Source organism: Winogradskyella sp. ECml5-4, assembly GCF_036903175.1.
GTDB classification, from domain to species: domain Bacteria; phylum Bacteroidota; class Bacteroidia; order Flavobacteriales; family Flavobacteriaceae; genus Winogradskyella; species Winogradskyella damuponensis.
This window is the reverse complement of record NZ_JAYJLF010000010.1, coordinates 1-19153: the sequence shown is the minus strand read 5'-3', so window position 1 is coordinate 19153 and position 19153 is coordinate 1. Positions and strand designations below refer to the sequence as shown.

The 19153-nt window shown below is 31.4% G+C and carries 21 protein-coding genes and 1 tRNA gene; 9 read left to right on the top strand and 13 right to left on the bottom strand.

Translation table 11 applies throughout. From position 1 onward, the window contains the following. Positions 1-77: 77 nt before the first annotated feature. The 4 genes from VDP25_RS11680 to VDP25_RS11665 are packed head-to-tail and all read right to left on the bottom strand — an operon-like array spanning position 78 to position 2932. Positions 78-716: a hypothetical protein gene (locus VDP25_RS11680; protein ID WP_334469936.1), complete on the bottom strand. Its 639-nt coding sequence runs from the start codon at positions 714-716 to the stop codon at positions 78-80. A 3-nt stretch (positions 717-719) separates the two neighbouring features. Further along, the gene (locus tag VDP25_RS11675; protein ID WP_334469934.1) at positions 720-1898 is read right to left on the bottom strand and encodes a hypothetical protein; all 1179 of its coding nucleotides are present in this window, start codon (positions 1896-1898) and stop codon (positions 720-722) included. After that, entirely contained in the window at positions 1882-2403 is a 522-nt protein-coding gene (locus VDP25_RS11670; protein WP_334469933.1) for a hypothetical protein, read from the bottom strand. The genes VDP25_RS11675 and VDP25_RS11670 overlap by 17 nt, the downstream gene beginning before the upstream one ends. Beyond that, positions 2387-2932 carry an RNA polymerase sigma factor gene (locus tag VDP25_RS11665; RefSeq protein ID WP_334469932.1) on the bottom strand — a complete coding sequence of 182 codons (546 nt, stop codon included), beginning with the start codon at positions 2930-2932 and terminating at the stop codon, positions 2387-2389. Before VDP25_RS11665 ends, VDP25_RS11670 begins: the two co-directional genes overlap by 17 nt. Before the next feature lie 184 nt (positions 2933-3116). Between VDP25_RS11665 and VDP25_RS11660 the strand changes: the two genes are divergently transcribed. Both VDP25_RS11660 and VDP25_RS11655 read left to right on the top strand, forming a co-directional pair. Then, positions 3117-4427, top strand: a complete 1311-nt coding sequence (locus tag VDP25_RS11660; protein WP_334469931.1) for a hypothetical protein — start codon at positions 3117-3119, stop codon at positions 4425-4427. A 39-nt stretch (positions 4428-4466) separates the two neighbouring features. Next, complete coding sequence (locus tag VDP25_RS11655; RefSeq protein ID WP_334469930.1) at positions 4467-5486, top strand: hypothetical protein; 1020 nt, start codon at positions 4467-4469, stop codon at positions 5484-5486. Between the two features lie 95 nt (positions 5487-5581). Here the strand turns inward: VDP25_RS11655 and VDP25_RS11650 are convergent, their stop codons facing one another. Then, complete coding sequence (locus VDP25_RS11650; RefSeq protein ID WP_334469928.1) at positions 5582-6262, bottom strand: M15 family metallopeptidase; 681 nt, start codon at positions 6260-6262, stop codon at positions 5582-5584. A gap of 476 nt (positions 6263-6738) precedes the next feature. On the opposite strand from VDP25_RS11650, the gene VDP25_RS11645 reads away from it, so the two are divergent. From VDP25_RS11645 to VDP25_RS11615, 7 genes are all read left to right on the top strand, one after another. Then, positions 6739-7665 carry an alpha/beta hydrolase family protein gene (locus tag VDP25_RS11645; protein ID WP_334469926.1) on the top strand — a complete coding sequence of 309 codons (927 nt, stop codon included), beginning with the start codon at positions 6739-6741 and terminating at the stop codon, positions 7663-7665. 352 nt (positions 7666-8017) lie between these two features. Continuing rightward, positions 8018-8878, top strand: a complete 861-nt coding sequence (locus VDP25_RS11640; RefSeq protein WP_334469924.1) for an SPFH domain-containing protein — start codon at positions 8018-8020, stop codon at positions 8876-8878. Between the two features lie 3 nt (positions 8879-8881). Further along, positions 8882-9040 carry a DUF4177 domain-containing protein gene (locus tag VDP25_RS11635; RefSeq protein ID WP_334469922.1) on the top strand — a complete coding sequence of 53 codons (159 nt, stop codon included), beginning with the start codon at positions 8882-8884 and terminating at the stop codon, positions 9038-9040. Next, on the top strand, positions 9040-9540 hold the full coding sequence (locus tag VDP25_RS11630; RefSeq protein ID WP_334469920.1) for a hypothetical protein: 501 nt from the start codon (positions 9040-9042) through the stop codon (positions 9538-9540). Before VDP25_RS11635 ends, VDP25_RS11630 begins: the two co-directional genes overlap by 1 nt. Positions 9541-9550: 10 nt before the next feature. Further along, complete coding sequence (locus VDP25_RS11625; RefSeq protein WP_215924102.1) at positions 9551-9730, top strand: Arc family DNA binding domain-containing protein; 180 nt, start codon at positions 9551-9553, stop codon at positions 9728-9730. 64 nt (positions 9731-9794) lie between these two features. Further along, entirely contained in the window at positions 9795-11105 is a 1311-nt protein-coding gene (locus VDP25_RS11620; protein WP_334469917.1) for a DUF819 family protein, read from the top strand. Between the two features lie 51 nt (positions 11106-11156). Continuing rightward, positions 11157-11867, top strand: a complete 711-nt coding sequence (locus VDP25_RS11615; protein ID WP_334469915.1) for a DUF4369 domain-containing protein — start codon at positions 11157-11159, stop codon at positions 11865-11867. A 186-nt stretch (positions 11868-12053) separates the two neighbouring features. Here VDP25_RS11615 and VDP25_RS11610 read toward each other — a convergent pair. The 8 genes from VDP25_RS11610 to VDP25_RS11575 all read right to left on the bottom strand — a co-directional run. Next, a tRNA-Thr gene (locus VDP25_RS11610) sits at positions 12054-12127 on the bottom strand. A 47-nt stretch (positions 12128-12174) separates the two neighbouring features. Then, entirely contained in the window at positions 12175-12444 is a 270-nt protein-coding gene (locus VDP25_RS11605) for a hypothetical protein (protein ID WP_334469913.1), read from the bottom strand. 73 nt (positions 12445-12517) lie between these two features. Further along, a complete protein-coding gene (locus tag VDP25_RS11600) occupies positions 12518-13489 on the bottom strand; it encodes a type I phosphomannose isomerase catalytic subunit (RefSeq protein ID WP_334469911.1) in 972 nt (323 codons plus the stop codon). Positions 13490-13493: 4 nt separating this feature from the next. Continuing rightward, positions 13494-13904, bottom strand: coding sequence for a 6-pyruvoyl trahydropterin synthase family protein (locus tag VDP25_RS11595; protein ID WP_215924093.1), 411 nt, complete (start codon positions 13902-13904; stop codon positions 13494-13496). Between the two features lies 1 nt (position 13905). Further along, entirely contained in the window at positions 13906-14430 is a 525-nt protein-coding gene (gene idi / locus VDP25_RS11590) for an isopentenyl-diphosphate Delta-isomerase (RefSeq protein ID WP_334469907.1), read from the bottom strand. Positions 14431-14535: 105 nt separating this feature from the next. Next, a complete protein-coding gene (locus tag VDP25_RS11585; RefSeq protein WP_334469905.1) occupies positions 14536-16521 on the bottom strand; it encodes an OmpA family protein in 1986 nt (661 codons plus the stop codon). 88 nt (positions 16522-16609) lie between these two features. After that, the gene (locus VDP25_RS11580) at positions 16610-17539 is read right to left on the bottom strand and encodes a PorP/SprF family type IX secretion system membrane protein (protein WP_334469903.1); all 930 of its coding nucleotides are present in this window, start codon (positions 17537-17539) and stop codon (positions 16610-16612) included. Between the two features lie 27 nt (positions 17540-17566). Continuing rightward, positions 17567-19153, bottom strand: a 1587-nt coding sequence (locus tag VDP25_RS11575) for a DUF7507 domain-containing protein (RefSeq protein ID WP_334469900.1), incomplete at its 5' end; no start/stop codon positions are given.

Here is a 19153-nt window from a genome sequence, read left to right as displayed (position 1 = left end):
AGGTGTTAGGTGTTAGCAAAAAAAACAAAAAGCACTTAAAGAACTTAAGTGCTTTTTTTGTTTATATAATAATGGAATTATTCAAATTTCATTTCGAAAAGCAGATAGTGTTTTATTCCAAATTTAGATCCCCATTCTTCAACCTTATCTCCAGAGGTACCAACATCGCACCACGATAATGAACCATCTTCTCTTTCGTAAGGTAAAATATAAGCTAACAGATAGAATGACTTATCGTAGCCTATTTCTAAGTTACTTTCGTCTACTAGATTTCTTAAACTGTAATTATCAGAGTCGATAGCATCATATTTTTTAGTGATACTAAATCTAGGAAATTTAAAAGTCATTTTCAATTGGTTATCATTGGTTCGTTTTGATATCACTTTCATTTTAAAAACAGTATCACTTAATGTTTCAAACTGCTTATAGCCAATCGTTTTACTATTTATAATGGTGGTATCAGACACTATTTTACCATCCCAAATTTCCTTGACTGAGAGCTTATAACTTTTCCCTTTAAGTTGTTCGCCTGAAAATTTCAACTTCATATAATCAATGCCTTCAAAACTTAAAAGATCACTTATCTCTTCAATATCTGACGCATATTCAGTTTCCATTTTTAAACCTGAAGTGGTATTAAAATTCACTTCACTTTGTTGTGCTTGTACTATTCCAAAACAACTTAATGCTATGGCAATTATCTTAATTGTTTTCATGATTTAGTTATTTATTTTTTTGATAGCATCGTTATGAGAATAAATAATACCATGTACAATATCGAAGAATATTTGTCCAGATAATTTTTCATCAGGATGTGGTTCTTTAACCATCATTGTATATTTCTCTTCTTTACTTGTTGGCTGCATATTAATTTCGAATTTATTATTGCTTACAAGGTTTTTAGTGTTATTACCAATGACCTTTAAACTATGGTTTGCTTTGGGATACCAAAAATGTATTTTAGAATATTCAGAATATAGATTAAAACGTTTAAAATCTTTGGCCCAATTATAAAAATAATACTCACTATTAAAGTCCGTTATGGTCACATTTTTTCGAATTTCTCCTATTTCAACTTTTGAAAACTCAGACGTAATTTTAGTGTTTTGAATACTACCTATTTTACTGTTTTTTAAATTAATAAAATCAAAATCACCACCTTCAATAGCTATTGCTTCCAATGTTGCGTTCTCAATTTTAACTTTATTATACGGATTTGAGATTTCTTTCGTTTTTAAAGTGCCACCAATCAGTGTTCCTGTCAATTCATTTCTTAGATGATGTCTTATATATAATCCTGATTCTTTTGCATTAACTATTAATTTTAAATACGGTGGAATTTTAATTGTAAAACGACTTCTCATCATTTTTATACCTCCTTTTTTAAAATTAGTCACCTTACCATTTTTGTCAACTTTTTTAAAGCGATCGTTAATATATTTTAAAGAATTACCCTGTATACTGCGGTTATTCTGTTCTATTTCTAAACGTAAAACTTCTAATGATTTACGACTGACAGAATCCTTTTTAGACTCAAAAAACGATTGATTTATAGTAATAGCATCTGTTGTTTTAAATTCATAAGTTTCTAGTGAAATTTTATTTTCACTACTAGCATTGAGTGTAATATGATTATCAAATTTACCAACCTCTACTTTTATCTCGTCTAAAAAGGAATTAATTTCTTTCTTTGAATATCCATCAAATTCCATGATATAATCTACATGAACTTTTCCATCTGTGGACTCCTCCAACGCCACTGTAATGTTATCTAAATTAAAAATGGTTGTGGTGTTTATATCGGCTGTAAAAGACTCACTAAGAATCTTGTGTTGTTGTGCATTTAGCATTACTGATGTGATGAGCATCAGCAATAAGATTTTAAATTGATTTTTCATGATGTTCGTTGTTTTGATTTAATATATTGATGTGCTTTTGAATGTCTTTTAAAATTTGAAGTCGCGTTTGAAGGTTTTCAACTAATGCTTCAATGACTAAAATGTTATTAGAATCGTCTTTAAACTGAAGAGAAATATCTTGATAATCTGCATCTAAGTCTTTCAATTTTTTTCTAAACCGTTCTACCAAAATGGCATCATCTGCAATAGCTACAAAACTCTGCCATTCGGTTTCAATATCTTTAAGATAGGCTGCCTCAACCGCTTCTACTTGTGCTACTATTGGTGACACCTGATTTTGTTCTGGTTTTGTTTCCATTTCTAGAGCATTAAACCCTATAGTTAATGCCATAATTAAAATACCTGCAGCACCTAACCAAGTATAAGGATTTTGCTTTGGTTTGGATTGCTTTTTAAGCTTATCTGCAAATTCACTTCTATGATTTTTAGGAAGCGGTTTTAAATCGTCTTCCTCTGTAAATAAGGTTCTAATATCTTGCTTCATTGTACTTTTGTTTTAATAGGTCTTGTAACTTTAATTTCCCACGTCTTAGATGTGTACGTGAGGTTTTTACAGGAATTTCTAAGATGTCTGAAATCTCTTCATGATCGTAGCCCTCTAATAAATAAAGCTTCACTACTACTCTATGTTTTTCAGTAATCTGCTCAATGGCACATAAAATCTCTTGCTTTGTAATTGAAATATCAAATTGCCAATCGTCTTCATTTGAGATTTGCAATTCTGAGACCTCGACAGCTTCAAATTCTAATTTATTTTTCTTTAAAACATCTAAACACTGGTTAATGATAATACGTTTTAACCAAGCTCCAAAAGTGGCTTCGGGTTTATAGCTATCAATATGTCTAAACGCTTTTAAAAAACCTTCTTGCATCGCATCCTTTGCATCTTCTTCATTCAAATAACGACAAGCAACGGTATACATAGCTTGACTATATTTATCATAGACTTGCATTTGAGCAACTTCATTTCCTTTTTTGCAAAGCTTAATAAGTTTCGTTTCTAATTTCTGCATTGGGTTGGTTAGCGGTTTTTAAAAACTCATACTGACTTTTTCTATTTCCTAAAAGCAAAAAAATCAAGTTGAGTTCTATTATAAAAACGATGAAATTTGGATAGAGTTTCAAAATAGGATAAAAAAGATTGATTTTAATTGAATATGCCTAATTTTAACCTGAATTTCAATCCACCCAATACCAATGAGTGAAGATTATAATAAACCAACATTTAAAAAACTATTAGATAAACTACAAGAAGAAAGCTGGCAATTAGAATTGCTAATTTCTGGTTTCGCTATTTTTGGCTTATTCTCCGCTTACCCAAACTTAGAAATTGCCTACCAACACGCTCAAAACGAAAACAATATTTTTTTCTCGATAGTTATGATTGTAGCGCTTTCGGCTTGTTCTATATTAATTTTTAACTTACTACTACATGTACTTTTACGAGGTTTATGGATTGGAGCCTTAGGATTACGTTATGTTTCTGGAGACATTGAATACGACACCTTAAATTACAGCAAACGATTTAACAACTATCTAAAACGTAAAGTTGGCTCTTTTGATAGGTATATTGGGCGTTTAGAGAACTACTGTAGTGTTATTTTTGCTATTTCGTTTTTACTTATTTTCTATATGTTGGCCATTGCGCTAACTTTTGGGGCTATTGCTTTTGTGATTACTGTTTTTCTGAATAATCATACTTTTAGTGACATCTCAACATATTTTGGCATTATTCTTTTGGTGTTTCTTACTGTTGGAATGCTACTTACCTTTATAGATTTTATAACTCTTGGTTTTTTAAAAAAGAAAAAATGGATTAGCAAGCTGTACTTCCCAATCTATTGGTGTTTTAGTATTATTACACTTTCGTTTTTATACCGACCATTAGTCTATAATTTCCTAGATCATAAATTCGGAAAACGTTTAAGTTTATTTTTAGTTCCCATCTATATTTCATTGATATGGATGACCTCTTTATACTACAATCAGTCTAACTATTTTAACTTTATTGAACCTTCAGGGCAGCACATTTCTAATTCATTAAATTATGAAGATATGCTTGTTGATGATTCCGATTTTATTCAAAATATCGCTATTAATAGTAAAGTGATAAGCGATTCATACATTAAAGTATTTATTGTTTTTGATAAATCTATAGAAGATGAAATTTACAAGTTTAACCCTAAATTAAAACTTGACGAAGACACCAGAGGGATTACCTCTGAAATGAGTTCCATTAATTCTGGTGCTATTAGTGATGCCTTAAAAAGTGAATATATGACAACATTTAATTCACTCTATTCTGTTGAAATTGATACTATATTATATAAAACAGATTTTGTTCTTGGTAAAACCGTAAAAAAACAAAACGGCTTTGAAACCTATATTGGTGTAAAGAATTTAGATGACGGTAAACACATCTTACATGTAAAACGCAAGGAACTAAAAGCATCAGATACCCTATCTAAAACAGCAGCTTCTATACCATTTTGGTATTATCCCAATTAGTAAACAACATAAAAACGTCTCATTTTGAGACGTTTTTTTATGCGTATAAATAGTGTATCTTTAGAAACTATAAGCTTAACCATGCATAAAATACTATTTTCACTTTTCTTAATTGGGCAATTATCCTTTGCTCAAATTACTATTAAAGACAGCATTTCTACGTATCCTATTAGTTACGCCACCATTTCTTTTGGCAATGGCAACGGTATTTTTGCCGATGATGAGGGGCAGTTTTTTTTTACTAAAAAATTATATCCAGATATCGATTCGCTTTTTATTTCTGCATTAGGTTTTAAAGACCTTAATGTTGCTACAAACAATTTACCTAATCAACTTCTGATGCAACCGGAAGCTTCAGAATTAGATGAAGTTTTTATAGGTGTTACAATTGATAGAAAATTTAAAGAAGAAAAACTAAAACCATCTCTAGATGACGATTATTATAATTGTTGGCTACCTACTATAGAATCTGAGATTGCAGTATATTTTCCTAAGACAAGTTCAAAAGATCAAAAGATCACTAATGTACAATTCCCTATTGCTTTAGAATCTAAAGATTGGGAAAAACGCAACCGTAAAAACAGTGATAAAAAGAAATTTTCGACGCTTTTTAAAGTAAAATTTTATCAAAATGATAACGGAGTTCCTGGTAAAGCACTAACCTACGAAACCATCGTTTTTAGAGCAACTGAAAAAGATGGAGATGCATACGATTTAAATGTTGAAGACTACGATATCTACATTCCTAAAGATGGATTTTTTGTGTCGCTTCAAGTTTTAGGTTACACCAACAAAGCCGGTAAATTATTACCAAATAAAAAGTACAAAGAGATAAAATCTAAAACGGGCAGTATTGTTAAAATACCAACTAATTTTAGACCTTTGTTACCATTTACAGACGAGATTGAAAGTAAAAACACGTATATAAAACGCGTATTTATTAACGGAAATAATTGGGTGAAATTTGAAAAAGGGAATGGCTTACAATCTAGTTTACTAAAAAGAGATTTATTTAATTATGGTATCGGATTAACCTACAAAACCTATAAAGATGAATGAAGCATTAAGGTTTAATATTATGAATTTACATTTCTGCAAAACCAATGTGCTTTTAAAATAAAAAACACCATGAATATTATACCTAATTTGTAAAATCACTCAACTTCAAAATCAAAAAAAGTTTTTGAAAAAGGTTCCCAACGTAGTGTAAAATGCCACCACTCTTTTGCGTAGTTTCTAAAATTATGTTTTAGCATTACAGTTTGTAGTAACTGTCTGTTTTTCTTTTGCTCATCTGTTAAGGCCTCATGAGCAACCCAAGAGGCTTCTCCAAAAAAATCATAAGGACTTCCCATATCTAAAGGTTCGCCAGTTTCGCCATTAGTAATGGTTAAATCAATAGTACTCCCTCTACTATGACCAGATCGCGAAGCTATATAGCCTGCTTTAAACAAGTTTTTTTTATTTACCTCAGGATAAAATTGCTGTTTCTTAATAGTGTCATTTAAGTCTTTTGCCCATCTAATAAAATGGTTTACAGCACGCTGTGGTCTATAGCCATCATAAACTTTTAAACACAAGTTTTGTTTTTGCAACTCTTCTTGAACCAATTTTAACTTCTCTGCTGTGTTTTTGGTTATTATTAAACGATTCGCTTTATAACCATCTATAGTATCGCCAACAAAATTATTTTCTGAAAAATAGCGCAATTCAACATCCAAATCAGGTATTACAGATTTTGCATAAACAAAGCCATCAGGTAAGGTTTGTTTTTCTTGAAAACCTAAAGTTATTAGAAACAGGCTAGTTATATATAATAGCGTTTTATAATTCATATCAGAATACTAATTTACTGAAAAATAAAATTACGACTTGTTTTATAAAAAGACACATGAATACAGATTAAAATAAGAGAAATAGCTTAAGTTATTCACTATTATAAAAACAAAAAACCGAGATCCCTCAATCTCGGTTTTCGTTTATTTGCTTTACTATGCTGGTAGATTTAGGGTCTCTAATTACACACAACACAAGGCAAATATTAATTAATTAATCCATTGAACTAAAAACAAATTTTTAGTACGAGTCAAATATATAATTCATTTTGAACTACGACGCTAAAAAACATATTTAATCGATGAAATACACTTAATTTTAACATTTTTCGACAAAATAACGTATTTCACCGCTGAAAAACACAATTTTTATAATTCAATAATTGTATTTACAAATCATAAATTGCTATAAAATTCGTTAAAAAAACAAAAATCAATTCTATATCAATTAACTTTATCCTTAAAATAATTTTAAAATGAAACAATTTGTAATTCTCATTCTATGTTTAGTTAATACTTTAGGTTTTAGCCAAGACAAAACCTATAATGAAGAAGAACTAACAATAACAAAATGGATTGATGGAACATTACTCCTTCCACACGATATTGATAAACCCGATTTAGCAATCATAATTGCAGGTTCTGGTCCTACTAACCGAAATGGAAATCAAAATTTCCTTAAAAACAATTCCTTAAAAAAATTAGCAACAGGACTCACTGAAAATGGAATTGCAACATTTAGGTATGATAAGCGTATTGTAAAACAAATTTTAAGAAATAATGTAGATAAAGACATTAAGTTCGATGATTTTGTAAACGATGCTTCAGATATTATCAATTATTTTAAGGACAAAGAAAGTTATGGTAAAATCTATATCATTGGCCATAGCCAAGGTAGTTTAGTTGGTATGCTAGCGGCTAAAGATAAAGCTAACGGATTTATTTCACTGGCAGGTGCTGGTAATAATATAGGAGATGTACTTGTAGAACAAGTTACTAAAATGGCGCCAAAACTAGGTGAAGAAGCCCAGCGTGTGGTTAGCTTATTAAAAAACGGAGAGAATACCACAGATTATCCTCCTGCATTAGGATCGCTATTTGGTCCAGAGATACAAGATTTTATGATGAATTGGATGTCGTACAATCCTACTGAAATTATAAAAGAGTTAACAATGCCTATTCTTATTATTAATGGTACTAAAGATCTTCAAGTTTCAGTAAAAGAAGCTGAATTATTAAAAGAAGCTAATGAAGAATCTAAATTGGTAATTATTGAAAACATGAATCATGTACTCTTTGAAATTGAAGGAGATGATTTAGAGAACTCAAAATCTTATAACGAATCCTTTAGACCTATTTCTCCTGAACTCATTAAAAGTGTTACAGATTTTATAAAATCTTAATTCAAAAAATAACTGTTTAATATTTAGAAAGCATTTTGGAAACGAGATGCTTTTTTTCGTTTCTATCCCCTTATAAAATGAAAAGCATCCCAACCACGAGATGCTTTTTCTAACTAACCAACCAAATGTAATGATACTACTTTGTAGTAGTGTTACCAGGTGGTAACTATAGTAATAGTCATTACACTTAGTATATTACAAAGCTCGTGCCAAACTCTATATTTTAATTCTTTTTATAAAGTTGTAACAAAAATATCTATTTGTATACTTATAAAATAAGTTATATCTTTATGATATCATTTTAATATCATATTGATTAATTATAATTATTAACCAATTAAAATTATAGATTATGAAAGAAGAAAAAATTATCGTCCCTGCAAATGGCTACTTAATGTTATTTTTATTTTTAATATTATTCTTAGGTAGTATTGCTCTTATTCCTATTACAGAAACGGGCTGGTCTGTATTTGGCATTATAGCTGCATTAATATTAGCCTTTGGATTTTTAATGGTGCAACCTAATGGCTCTCGTGTATTGCTTTTATTTGGAAAGTATGTAGGAACAATAAAGCAGAATGGTTTTTATTGGGTAAACCCATTTTTTACTAAAAAGAAAATTTCATTAAGAGCAAGCAACTTTGATAGCGAGCGGCTTAAAGTAAATGACAAATTAGGGAATCCTATAATGATTAGTACCATTTTGGTTTGGAGAGTACAAAACACTTACAAAGCAGCGTTTGATGTCGATAATTACGAAAACTTTGTACGCGTACAGACCGATGCTGCTGTACGTAAATTAGCAAGTATGTATCCTTATGATAACTTTGCAGATGAAGGTGTTGACGAAGATATTACCTTACGTTCTAGTGTTAATGAAGTCAGTAACGCTTTAGAAAAAGAAATAGACGAGCGTTTATCTATCGCAGGTATCGAAGTTTTAGAAGCACGTATTGGTTATTTAGCGTATGCACAAGAAATTGCTAATGCTATGCTTAAGCGTCAACAAGCTACAGCAATTGTTGCAGCACGACATAAAATTGTAGAAGGAGCTGTAAGCATGGTAGAAATGGCCATTGATGAATTAAATAAAAAGCAAGTTGTAGATTTAGATGAAGAACGAAAAGCTGCTATGGTAAGTAACCTCATGGTGGTATTATGTGGTGACAAGGATGCTTCACCTGTTTTAAACACAGGAACTTTAAGCCATTAAAATATGAAAGAATATAAAGTAGTACAACCTAAACTCGGGTTTAGAAATCGTATCCAAAATTTTGAAGATCTGCTGAATCAGTACGCACGAGAAGGTTGGGTTGTTAAGGATATTGGAGCTAATTGGTCGTCTGTAGTTTTTGAACGTGATAAAAACAGATAATGAAAATTTTTAAAGAAGAACAACGTTTTAATCAGTTGTGGTTAATTATACTTATGTTAGTAAGTACAATAGTTCCTATTGGTATTTATGTGAAAGAATACACAGAAAATCCTGAAAATTTTTCTAGTTTAGAACTAATAGGTGTTATTTTTCTTATTCTCTTAGCTTCTGGGTTTATCTTTTTCTTTAAACTTACAACGCGTATAGATGAAACTGGGATTCATTATAAATTTTTTCCCTTTCATTGGAATTTAAAAAATATTAAGTGGAACGAAATTGATAAAGCTTACGTAAGAACTTACGATCCACTGGGTGAATATGGAGGTTGGGGACTAAAAGGAGGCATACTTTGGAATAAATCTAAAGGAAGAGCTATAAACGTTTCTGGTGATATTGGGATTCAGCTCGTATTAAAAAGCGGTAAAAAATTATTAATTGGTACACAAAAAGAAAACGAAGCCAAGAGTGTATTAGCTACCTATAAAACAAAATTTAATTAATGAAACTATAATGTCTAAAAAGAAAGCCTTTGCACTACGAATAAATGAAGATATGCTGAAAGCCATTGAAAAATGGGCTTCGGACGAATTCCGCAGTACTAACGGTCAAATAGAATGGATGTTAATGCAATATCTCAAGGAACACAACAGGCAACCCAAACCAAAAGATAAACCCATAGAAAAAAAGTGATCCGAAACGGTCACTTTTTTCGTTTTTAATTTTTGTATTTTGCGTCTTATAAACCAACTAAACTATGGATAACACTCCTCTTTTTACTGACGACACTATTGTATTTGGCCTTTTAATGCTGGCCCTTGGATTTGTATTTATTACAGAATCTATAAAAACAGGATTTTGGGCAAAGTTCTATAAAATAGTACCAGGATTATTTATGGCTTATATGGTTCCGGCTGTTTTAACCACAACAGGTTTAATCTCGCCAGAATGGACAACCGTTTCAGAAACTGGTGTCGTTACAGAGCACAGTTCTAATCTTTACTATGTTTCTAGTCGTTACTTATTACCTGCGGCCTTAGTTCTAATGACTTTGAGTATCGATTTAAAAGCTGTTTTTAATTTAGGTTGGAAAGCCTTGGTAATGTTTTTTACAGGAACCTTAGGTATTGTTATTGGAGGGCCAATTGCGATTTTATTAATTGCTACCGTTTCACCTGACACAGTTGGAGGTATTGGTCCGGATGCTGTATGGAGAGGGCTTTCTACTTTAGCAGGAAGTTGGATTGGTGGAGGAGCCAACCAAACTGCCATGCTAGAAATTTATGGCTATAACCAAGCCAAATACGGAGGTATGGTGTTTGTAGATATCGTCGTTGCTAATATTTGGATGGCAATTATATTAATTGGTATCGGAAAAAGAAATCGCATTAATAAATGGTTAAAAGCAGACACATCTTCTATTGAAGAGTTGAAAGAAAAAATGTCAAACTTTTCTGAAAAAGTCAAACGAAACCCATCAGTTACAGATATAATGATAATCTGTGCCATTGCATTTGGAACAGTAAGCGTTGCACATCTAAGTGCTAATTTTTTAGCTCCTTTTTTCGAAGGTATTGTGGCAGGAATAGAATCTCCTACTACACGAAACATATTTACATTTCTAGGTTCTAAATTCTTCTGGATGATTAGTGTAGCTACTATAATTGCTATTTTATTGTCAAATACAAAAGCCAAAAATTATGAAGGAGCAGGTGCTAGTAAATTTGGAAGTGTTTTTATTTACATCCTAGTTGCTAGTATTGGAATGAAAATGGATTTAACCATGATTTTTGATAACCTTGGGCTTATCGCTATTGGAGTCGTTTGGATGACCATCCATGCTATACTCTTAGTATTAGTGGCAAAACTCATTAAAGCACCATATTTCTTTCTAGCTGTTGGAAGTCAAGCTAACGTTGGTGGAGCTGCCTCTGCTCCTATTGTCGCTTCTGCTTTTCATCCATCCTTAGCTACAGTAGGTGTTCTTCTTGCTGTCTTTGGTTATGCTGTTGGAACAATTGCAGCTATAGGTTGTACAATTTTAATGGAATTAGCAGCTGTTAGCTAGCAATTTTAAAACAATTATAAGATATTTGCGCACCTAATTATTTAGTAAACCATGACAAAATTGAACAAAGCTCTAAGTCTCATAATTTTAGTAGTATTAGCTGTTTCTTGCGGCAAAAATAATGACGCAAATTTTACCTTAAAAGGACATATTAAAGGATTAAAAAAAGGGGTCGTTTACCTTCAAAAAGATGGAGATTCTACTATTATAGATTTAGATTCAATGGTTATTACTGGTCAACCAGAATTTAACTTACACACCAATTTGGAAGAACCTATACTACTCTATTTAAAACTATTTAAAAATGATGGTGAGGAACATTATATTCCGTTTTTTGCTGATAAAGGCATAACAGAAATTAATACAACTTTAAAGAATTTCAATTTTAATTCTGAAATTAAAGGATCTAAACAGCACGAATTATTAGAACAGTATCTTGGAATTATATCGCAATTCAACAATAAAAATCTAGATATTATTGAAGCTCGTTTTAATGCCCAAAAGAATAATGACAGTACTGCTGTAGACTCTTTAGGCAGAATTACAGATCAGCTTTTAAAGCGTAAATATGCCTATACCATTCAGTTTGCAATGAATAATAAGGATAGTGAAATTGCACCTTATTTAGCATTATACGAAGCACGAAATGCGAATCCTGTTTATATAGATTCTATTTACAACAATCTAACTACAGAGATTAAGAATTCGTTCTACGGAAAAAAACTAGGGAAAGCTATTACAGATAGAGAAGCGACTAAATAGACTAAGTATACAATGCAACTCACACATTAGAGTCCTAAAAAATCCAATCATTTATGTGATTGGATTTTTTTTTTTTGCATCAAAGAAGGAATTGACATCTGCTACGTATTATAAAACCTCAAATTTTATATGTATTAAACAAAAAAAACTTCAATTACTATAATGGTAATTGAAGTTTTAAAAAAGAGCCGATGGAGGGACTCGAACCCACGACCTGCTGATTACAAATCAGCTGCTCTAGCCAGCTGAGCTACATCGGCAAAACAGTTTGCAAATTTAAAATAGATTTTCAAATTTGCAAGTCTATTTATTTTAATTTATTGATTTTTTCAATAAGATCTCTTCCTTTAGACTCAAGATCGTTGCTAATGGCTTTGAAATGCGCTTTCTTATTTTCTGCACTTCTATCATTAACACGAGCAATTAACTCATCAAACGTTGCAATAGCTTCATCAATAATAGCTTCACTTTCTTTAGTTGGCTTTTCAGCGTTCGCTAATTCCCACACGTAAACCGCTTCAATAATATCACCTAAAACGTAGTTAATATCTTTTTTTAATTCTCTTTTATTTGACATGATAATTATGTTTTTTAATAACCGCAAAAATACTAAATCCTTTTAGTTATTTAATCGATTTTTATTTGAAGTTTTAAACGTACACTTCTAGAAGCTTTCCAGAGTTAGATTTTAGTTTAAAATTTTTAATATGAGCAGGAATTAATAGTGTTTCACCTTTAGAGATACTATTGAGAGAATTATCTGTTAAAATTTCAACATCTCCATCTACACACATATAAATTATAAAAGAATCGTAGGTGTTTTGTTTTTTAATTTCTGAATCTATTGTTATAAAATTAGTTGTGAAAAATGGGCAATTTATTATAATGTTTGAAGCATTTTTTTGCTTCTTATAATCGATTCTAAAATCATTTTTCATTTCAAAATCAAATGCATCAATAGCATTATCTTTATGTAGTTTACGCGCATTCCCTTCAGAATCTACACGTTCCCAATCATAAACTCTGTAAGTAACATCACTGGTTTGCTGTATTTCAGCAAGCAAAACACCTGCTCCAATGGCATGAACTCTTCCTGCTTCAATAAGGTAAGTATCTCCTTCTTTTACCTTATCAAAATTTAAAATATCAGTTAATGTTTTTGCTTCTAAATGTTTTAAGTACGTCTCTTTATCTATTTTATCCTTAAAGCCTACGATAAGATTAGCGTCCTTATCTGCTTGCATTACGTACCACATTTCTGTTTTCCCAAAAGAATTATGTCGTTTTTTTGCTAACTCATCATTGGGATGTAACTGAATACTCAAATTTTCTTTGGCATCAATAAATTTTATAAGCAGTGGAAATTCTTCACCAAAACGTTTCCAATTTTTTTCACCTAAAAGTTCTGATTTATAAATACCTAAAAGTTCTTGAAGCGATTTTCCTTTTAATTCACCATTAGATACTATAGAAACATCGCCAGGAACAGCACTTACTTCCCAACTTTCACCTAATTTTTTAGATTTTGAATCTTTATTGAGATATTGATTCAGCTTTTCACCACCCCAAATTTTATCTTTTAAAATAGGCTGAAACTTTAATGGATATAACTGATACTTCATAAAATTAATCTCCAGAATAAGTTACAAAATTACGAGGTGTTTCATAAAGCGTAATTTCAAGATGAAACTTTGAATCTAACATCGGTTTAATCTTATTATAAATTACAACCGCAATATTTTCTGCTGTAGGGTTTAAATCTTTAAATTCAGGGACTTCAACATTTAAGTTTTTATGATCAAAAGCGTCTTCTACTTCAGATTTAATAATATCTTTTAGCTTTTTAACATCTATAACATAGCCTGTTTCTGGATCTATTTCACCTGTTACACTTGCTATTAATTCATAATTATGACCATGAAAGTTAGGATTGTTACATAAACCAAAAACGGCGTCATTTTTCTCAAAACTCCAATCTTTCCGATAAAGTCGGTGTGCTGCATTAAAATGTGCTTTTCTATGTACAGTAACTTTCATATTACTTATTAACGTTTATAAATTCATAAAACTTCTCAAAAATTATTTTAAACCAAGCTGTATACAATTGCGGATTTGTATGCATATCAGATTTTATGGCATCTAATGACATCCATTTCCAATTGGCTACTTCATCTTCGTTAATATTTGGTTTTTCATTATAATAACCAATCATAATATGGTCATATTCATGTTCTGTTAACCCGTTCTCAAATGGTGCTTTATAGATAAATGAGGTTGTTTCTTCTAAATTGGTAACAAATCCCATCTCTTCCTGCAAACGTCGCTTACCCGCTTTTAAATTTGTTTCTCCATCGCGTTGATGGCTACAACATGTATTGGTCCATAAATTTGGAGAATGGTACTTATGTGCTGCACGTTGCTGAAGCATTAATTCCTTTTTATCATTAAAAATAAATACCGAAAATGCGCGATGTAAAAGCGCTTTTTCATGGGCTTCCATTTTTGGCATTAAACCAATCTTATTGTCCTTTTCATCTACTAGGATGACTTGTTCTTCTGTCATAATGCGAAATTAACACCTAAAACTTAAATAAAAGTAAAGGATTTCATAAAAAATAGCCGCTTAAAGATTTAAGCGGCTATTTACGATTATATCATATTATTAGGCCTAATTTTTATCTTCATCGCAAGTTTTTCCATTAATACTTGTGATGATAAACTCACTACGTCTATTAAGTTGGTGTTCTTCTTCAGAACAATGTGAATTGTTAGATGGTTCGCATCCACAATCGTTTACCAATCGCTCTTCACCATAACCTTTAGCCGTTAGACGTTCTGCGGCAATTCCCTTTTTAATTAGATACTGACGTGTAGACTGTGCTCTACGATCTGAAAGTTTTTCATTATAAGCTGCTGGTCCTCTACAATCTGTATGACTACGAATATCTATATGCATTGTTGGATATTTAGTGAGTACAGCTAATACTTTTTGAATTTCAATTTCAGCATCATATCTAATATTAGATTTATCAAAGTCAAAATAAATAATAGGAATATCTAATACTTTAGCCAAATCATCGCAAGGTTCTATTTGTTGCTCATCTTTCTCTATAAGCAGCTCCATCTTTAATTCTTGATTCTTATTTGGCGTAATAAAACGTTTTTCGTCAGAAGTATATTTTTCTTTTTCAACTCTAATTAAATATTCTTTTTTAGGATCTACCTCAAATTTAAAATAAGCATCCTCTCCTACTGTTTGACGAGCTATTTCAACACCATCCTCATTATATAAAATAACGGTTGAATTAGGTATTAATTCTTCTGTATTCATGTCTTGAACAACACCTTCTACTAATAGTTTTATCTCTGGAACTTCAAAAGTATAAATATCATCACTTCCTTTACCACCTTCTCTATTTGAACTGAAGTACACACGTTTTGTAACTAGGTTTTCATAATATCCAAAATCATCCCATTCACTGTTAACTGGTTTACCTACATTTTCTATAGGAAAATTTCTGTTAGATCCTGTTTTGATTTTTTCGTCTATACCTTCAGATTTAAATACATCTAAACCTCCTAAACCTGGAAATCCTGTAGATGAAAAGTATAAATCGCCATTAGTATTCATAAATGGAAATGATTCTTGACCTTCAGTATTTATAGAACTTCCTAAATTTTCTGGTTCACCTAATGTACCATCATCATTAACATCTACTACAAAAATATCTGATTGGCCAAAAGTTCCTGGCATATCTGAAGCAAAGTATAACTTAGTTCCTGTTACGTTAAGCGTAGGATGAGCCACACTGTAATCTACGCTATTAAAATGAACTTTATGAATATTATCCCAATGACCATCTTCATTTAAAGTTGCTCTGTATAATTGCAATCTATTAATGCCTGTGTCATCTTCTTTATACTTTAATCTGTGGTAATTATTTCTAGTAAAGAACATATATTTCCCATTAGGTGAAAATACAGCACTAGATTCGTGAAACTTAGTATTTACTTCTCCTTCTATACTTTTAACTTCTCCAAATGTATCATCTTCAGTTTTTTCAACATAATACAAGTCTAAGTAAGGTTCTTCATTCCATCTGTATTTACGACCACCTCCTCTTGCCGAAGCAAACACAATACCAGTTTCATATTCTGTGGTTCCAAAATCTGATAACTCAGTATTAATTTCTAGATTAAGTAATTCTATATCATCTCTACTTAATTCTTCTATATCTGATTTATAATCTACTTTAGATAAAAATGCTTTTCCTCTTAAATCATTAGGTTTAAGCTCATTAAATTTTTCCATCCATTTATCTGAAGCCTCATAATCTTTTATTCCTTTTAAAGCTAGAGCATATCTAAAATAGTATTCTGGATCAATAACCTCATTCATATTCATTAACTCACCATACCATTTGGCAGCTTCTTTCATTTTATTTTGAAAGTAAAATGAATTTGCCAATTTTTGAAAGAGATCGGCAGATTTATACCCTTTATTAGCGACTTCCAATAAAACTTCACTTGTTTTTACATAAGCAAAATCTCTATAGTCATCTTTTACACTTTGTATCTTTCCGTTCTGTGCAAAAACAGCTGAAGAAAATGCAAGCACAAATGTTAATAATATATATTTAGATATTGTTTTCATGCGTTTTTATTTATTTTTTTAACGGACACATATTAATAATTTCTTTTGATAATCACCCATTTTAACAAGCTCATTTTATCCTTTTATTTTAAAAGAAACGTGGTGATAGTATTCTACCCAATCTTTTAACTTCAAATCTTAATGTAAATTCATGCGTACCACTATTATAATTATTTAGTCCAGTTGTTGTCATATCATAACTATACCCAACAAACATACCTGGGGTTATTTGAAAACCGGCTAATGCACTTACTGAGTCGTCCCATCTCCAAGCTAAACCTAGAGTGACTTTCTTTTGGAACCAAAAATTTGCTGATACGTCTGCAATCATTGGTGCACCTGACACTCCTTTAAGTAAAAATGCTGGTTTTAACTCTGTTGTTTCACTAATATTGAAAACGTAACCACCGATTAAATAAAAATGCATGCGTTCAGTGGCAACCGACTCTTCATAATCGTCATAATGTTTTGTTTCAATAAAATTAGGAACAGCTAAACCTAAGTACCATTTTCTAGTGTGCATATACAAACCCGCTCCAACCATTGGTGATATTAAGTTTATGTTATCCTGAAAATTCGCATCTAATTGATTTTGAAATCGACCTTTGCTCCAATCAGTATCTAGCATATGAAATCCTCCTTTTGCTCCAAATGACAATTTTAAATCGTTGGCATTTAAAGGTATTGTATAAGAGAAATTCGCATCTACAAATGTTTCACTTGCTGGTCCTAAAGCATCATTTACAACATTTAGTCCTAAACCAATACGCTCATTTCGTAATGGAGTATGAATACCTAAAGATTGTGTTTGTGGTGCACCATCAATACCCACCCACTGAGACCTGTGTAAACCAACAACACTTAATGTCTCTCTTTGACCAGCATAAGCAGGATTAACACTTAACGTATTATACATATAATGTGTATACTGAGGATCTTGCTGTGCATAACTAACAGCACTGATTAGTAAAAATACTAAAACTATTAATCCTTTTATTAGTGATGATTTATGTATCATTTTAATTATTTTATAATTCAGTATTAATTAGTTATTTCTGTTAATGTATAACCATCCAACTTTTGGATCAGAACCATTACCTAAATCTAGTACATAATAATAAGTACCTACAGGTAAGTCATCTGATTGATTCATAACAGCTCTACCATTAGATGTACCTTTCCAGTTATTTAGGTATCCTTTGGTACTATAAACAATATTTCCCCATCTGTTATAAACTTCTAATTTATTATTTGGATACTGTTCTATACAATCAATTACAAATGTTTCATTAACACCATCACCATCTGGTGAAAACTCGTTATAAATAGTTAAACATATTGGGAATACTTCTGCAGCACCTTCATTATTACTAGTGTCAACATCGATTCCTCCAACTGAACTTTGAATATAAGCTGTATTCAAATAATCACCAAACCCAAGTACTTCTACTGTAATCTCAAGGATTTCAACTTGATCTGGATCTAATTGAGTAATTGTCCATTCTCCATTAAGTTCAGAATATGTACCACCAGTCGTTAATGCTGAAATAAATGAGTATCCACTTGGTATATGCTCATCAATTATGATATCTGTTGCAGTTACATTACCAATATTTGCCACTTCAATAGTAAATGTAACCTGAGCGCCAATTACTGGATTAAGTTCATCTACTAATTTAGTTACTTCTAAATCGTAAATTGACGTGACATAAACTATTGTTGGATCATCTGGATTACCATTACCATTATCATCAATATTATCATCATCATTTGGATCATCACTGATATCAGTAATATCATCTAAAGGATCATTTAAATCTCCACCTGGACCTTCACCTCTTACAGAAGCTGAATTTGTAACACTACCTAGATCAATATCCTCTTGTGTAATAAGGTATGTTGCTGTATAAGTTGTGTCGTCAATCTCACCTGGAATAAGCTGAGCTATTGGACCTCCTAATAAATTTAAGCCAGGTAAATTATCTTCTATGATAATATTAGTTAATGTTAAATTCCCTGTGTTTTCAACAATAAATACATAGGTAATAATATCATCTATACCACCAGCTATGCCATCTCCATTAGTGTCTTCTAAAGGTAATGTCGTTTTAATCAAACTGATTTTAGGATCTGACGTGATAGTAATCACTGTTGCATCATCATCCGTATTACCATCTGAGTCATCACCATCATCACTCGTATCATCTACCGTGATATCAGATGGACTATCACCTTCTACAAACACACTGTTGCTAAAGCCTCCAGCATCTACTGCAGATTGCTCTATAATATAAGTCGCTGTATAAGTTGCGGTCTCACCTACTAACAATGTCCCTTCTGAACTGTTTTGGTCTGAACTATCAAACGTTGGCCCTGAACTTAAAGTTAAGACAGATCCATTAGCATCTACAAACGTATCGGTGATAACAAGGTTATCTAAGGTAACATCTCCTGTATTAGTTACTGTAATTGTATACGTCATCTCATCTCCTAAACTTGCTCCTGCTGGTGCGACATCATTAGTGATTGCGACTGTTTTTACGGCTTCTATACTTGGGTTCTCATCAATTGTTGTTTCTGTTGCATCATCATCCGTATTACCATCTGAGTCATCACCATCATCACTCGTATC

Bases quoted from the DNA above. Each gene is read 5' to 3' on its own strand.
- VDP25_RS11680 (WP_334469936.1), bottom strand. From the start codon at position 716: ATGAAAACAATTAAGATAATTGCCATAGCATTAAGTTGTTTTGGAATA.
- VDP25_RS11675 (WP_334469934.1), bottom strand. From the start codon at position 1,898: ATGAAAAATCAATTTAAAATCTTATTGCTGATGCTCATCACATCAGTA.
- VDP25_RS11670 (WP_334469933.1), bottom strand. From the start codon at position 2,403: ATGAAGCAAGATATTAGAACCTTATTTACAGAGGAAGACGATTTAAAA.
- VDP25_RS11665 (WP_334469932.1), bottom strand. From the start codon at position 2,932: ATGCAGAAATTAGAAACGAAACTTATTAAGCTTTGCAAAAAAGGAAAT.
- VDP25_RS11660 (WP_334469931.1), top strand. From the start codon at position 3,117: ATGAGTGAAGATTATAATAAACCAACATTTAAAAAACTATTAGATAAA.
- VDP25_RS11655 (WP_334469930.1), top strand. From the start codon at position 4,467: ATGCGTATAAATAGTGTATCTTTAGAAACTATAAGCTTAACCATGCAT.
- VDP25_RS11650 (WP_334469928.1), bottom strand. From the start codon at position 6,262: ATGAATTATAAAACGCTATTATATATAACTAGCCTGTTTCTAATAACT.
- VDP25_RS11645 (WP_334469926.1), top strand. From the start codon at position 6,739: ATGAAACAATTTGTAATTCTCATTCTATGTTTAGTTAATACTTTAGGT.
- VDP25_RS11640 (WP_334469924.1), top strand. From the start codon at position 8,018: ATGAAAGAAGAAAAAATTATCGTCCCTGCAAATGGCTACTTAATGTTA.
- VDP25_RS11635 (WP_334469922.1), top strand. From the start codon at position 8,882: ATGAAAGAATATAAAGTAGTACAACCTAAACTCGGGTTTAGAAATCGT.
- VDP25_RS11630 (WP_334469920.1), top strand. From the start codon at position 9,040: ATGAAAATTTTTAAAGAAGAACAACGTTTTAATCAGTTGTGGTTAATT.
- VDP25_RS11625 (WP_215924102.1), top strand. From the start codon at position 9,551: ATGTCTAAAAAGAAAGCCTTTGCACTACGAATAAATGAAGATATGCTG.
- VDP25_RS11620 (WP_334469917.1), top strand. From the start codon at position 9,795: ATGGATAACACTCCTCTTTTTACTGACGACACTATTGTATTTGGCCTT.
- VDP25_RS11615 (WP_334469915.1), top strand. From the start codon at position 11,157: ATGACAAAATTGAACAAAGCTCTAAGTCTCATAATTTTAGTAGTATTA.
- VDP25_RS11605 (WP_334469913.1), bottom strand. From the start codon at position 12,444: ATGTCAAATAAAAGAGAATTAAAAAAAGATATTAACTACGTTTTAGGT.
- VDP25_RS11600 (WP_334469911.1), bottom strand. From the start codon at position 13,489: ATGAAGTATCAGTTATATCCATTAAAGTTTCAGCCTATTTTAAAAGAT.
- VDP25_RS11595 (WP_215924093.1), bottom strand. From the start codon at position 13,904: ATGAAAGTTACTGTACATAGAAAAGCACATTTTAATGCAGCACACCGA.
- idi (WP_334469907.1), bottom strand. From the start codon at position 14,430: ATGACAGAAGAACAAGTCATCCTAGTAGATGAAAAGGACAATAAGATT.
- VDP25_RS11585 (WP_334469905.1), bottom strand. From the start codon at position 16,521: ATGAAAACAATATCTAAATATATATTATTAACATTTGTGCTTGCATTT.
- VDP25_RS11580 (WP_334469903.1), bottom strand. From the start codon at position 17,539: ATGATACATAAATCATCACTAATAAAAGGATTAATAGTTTTAGTATTT.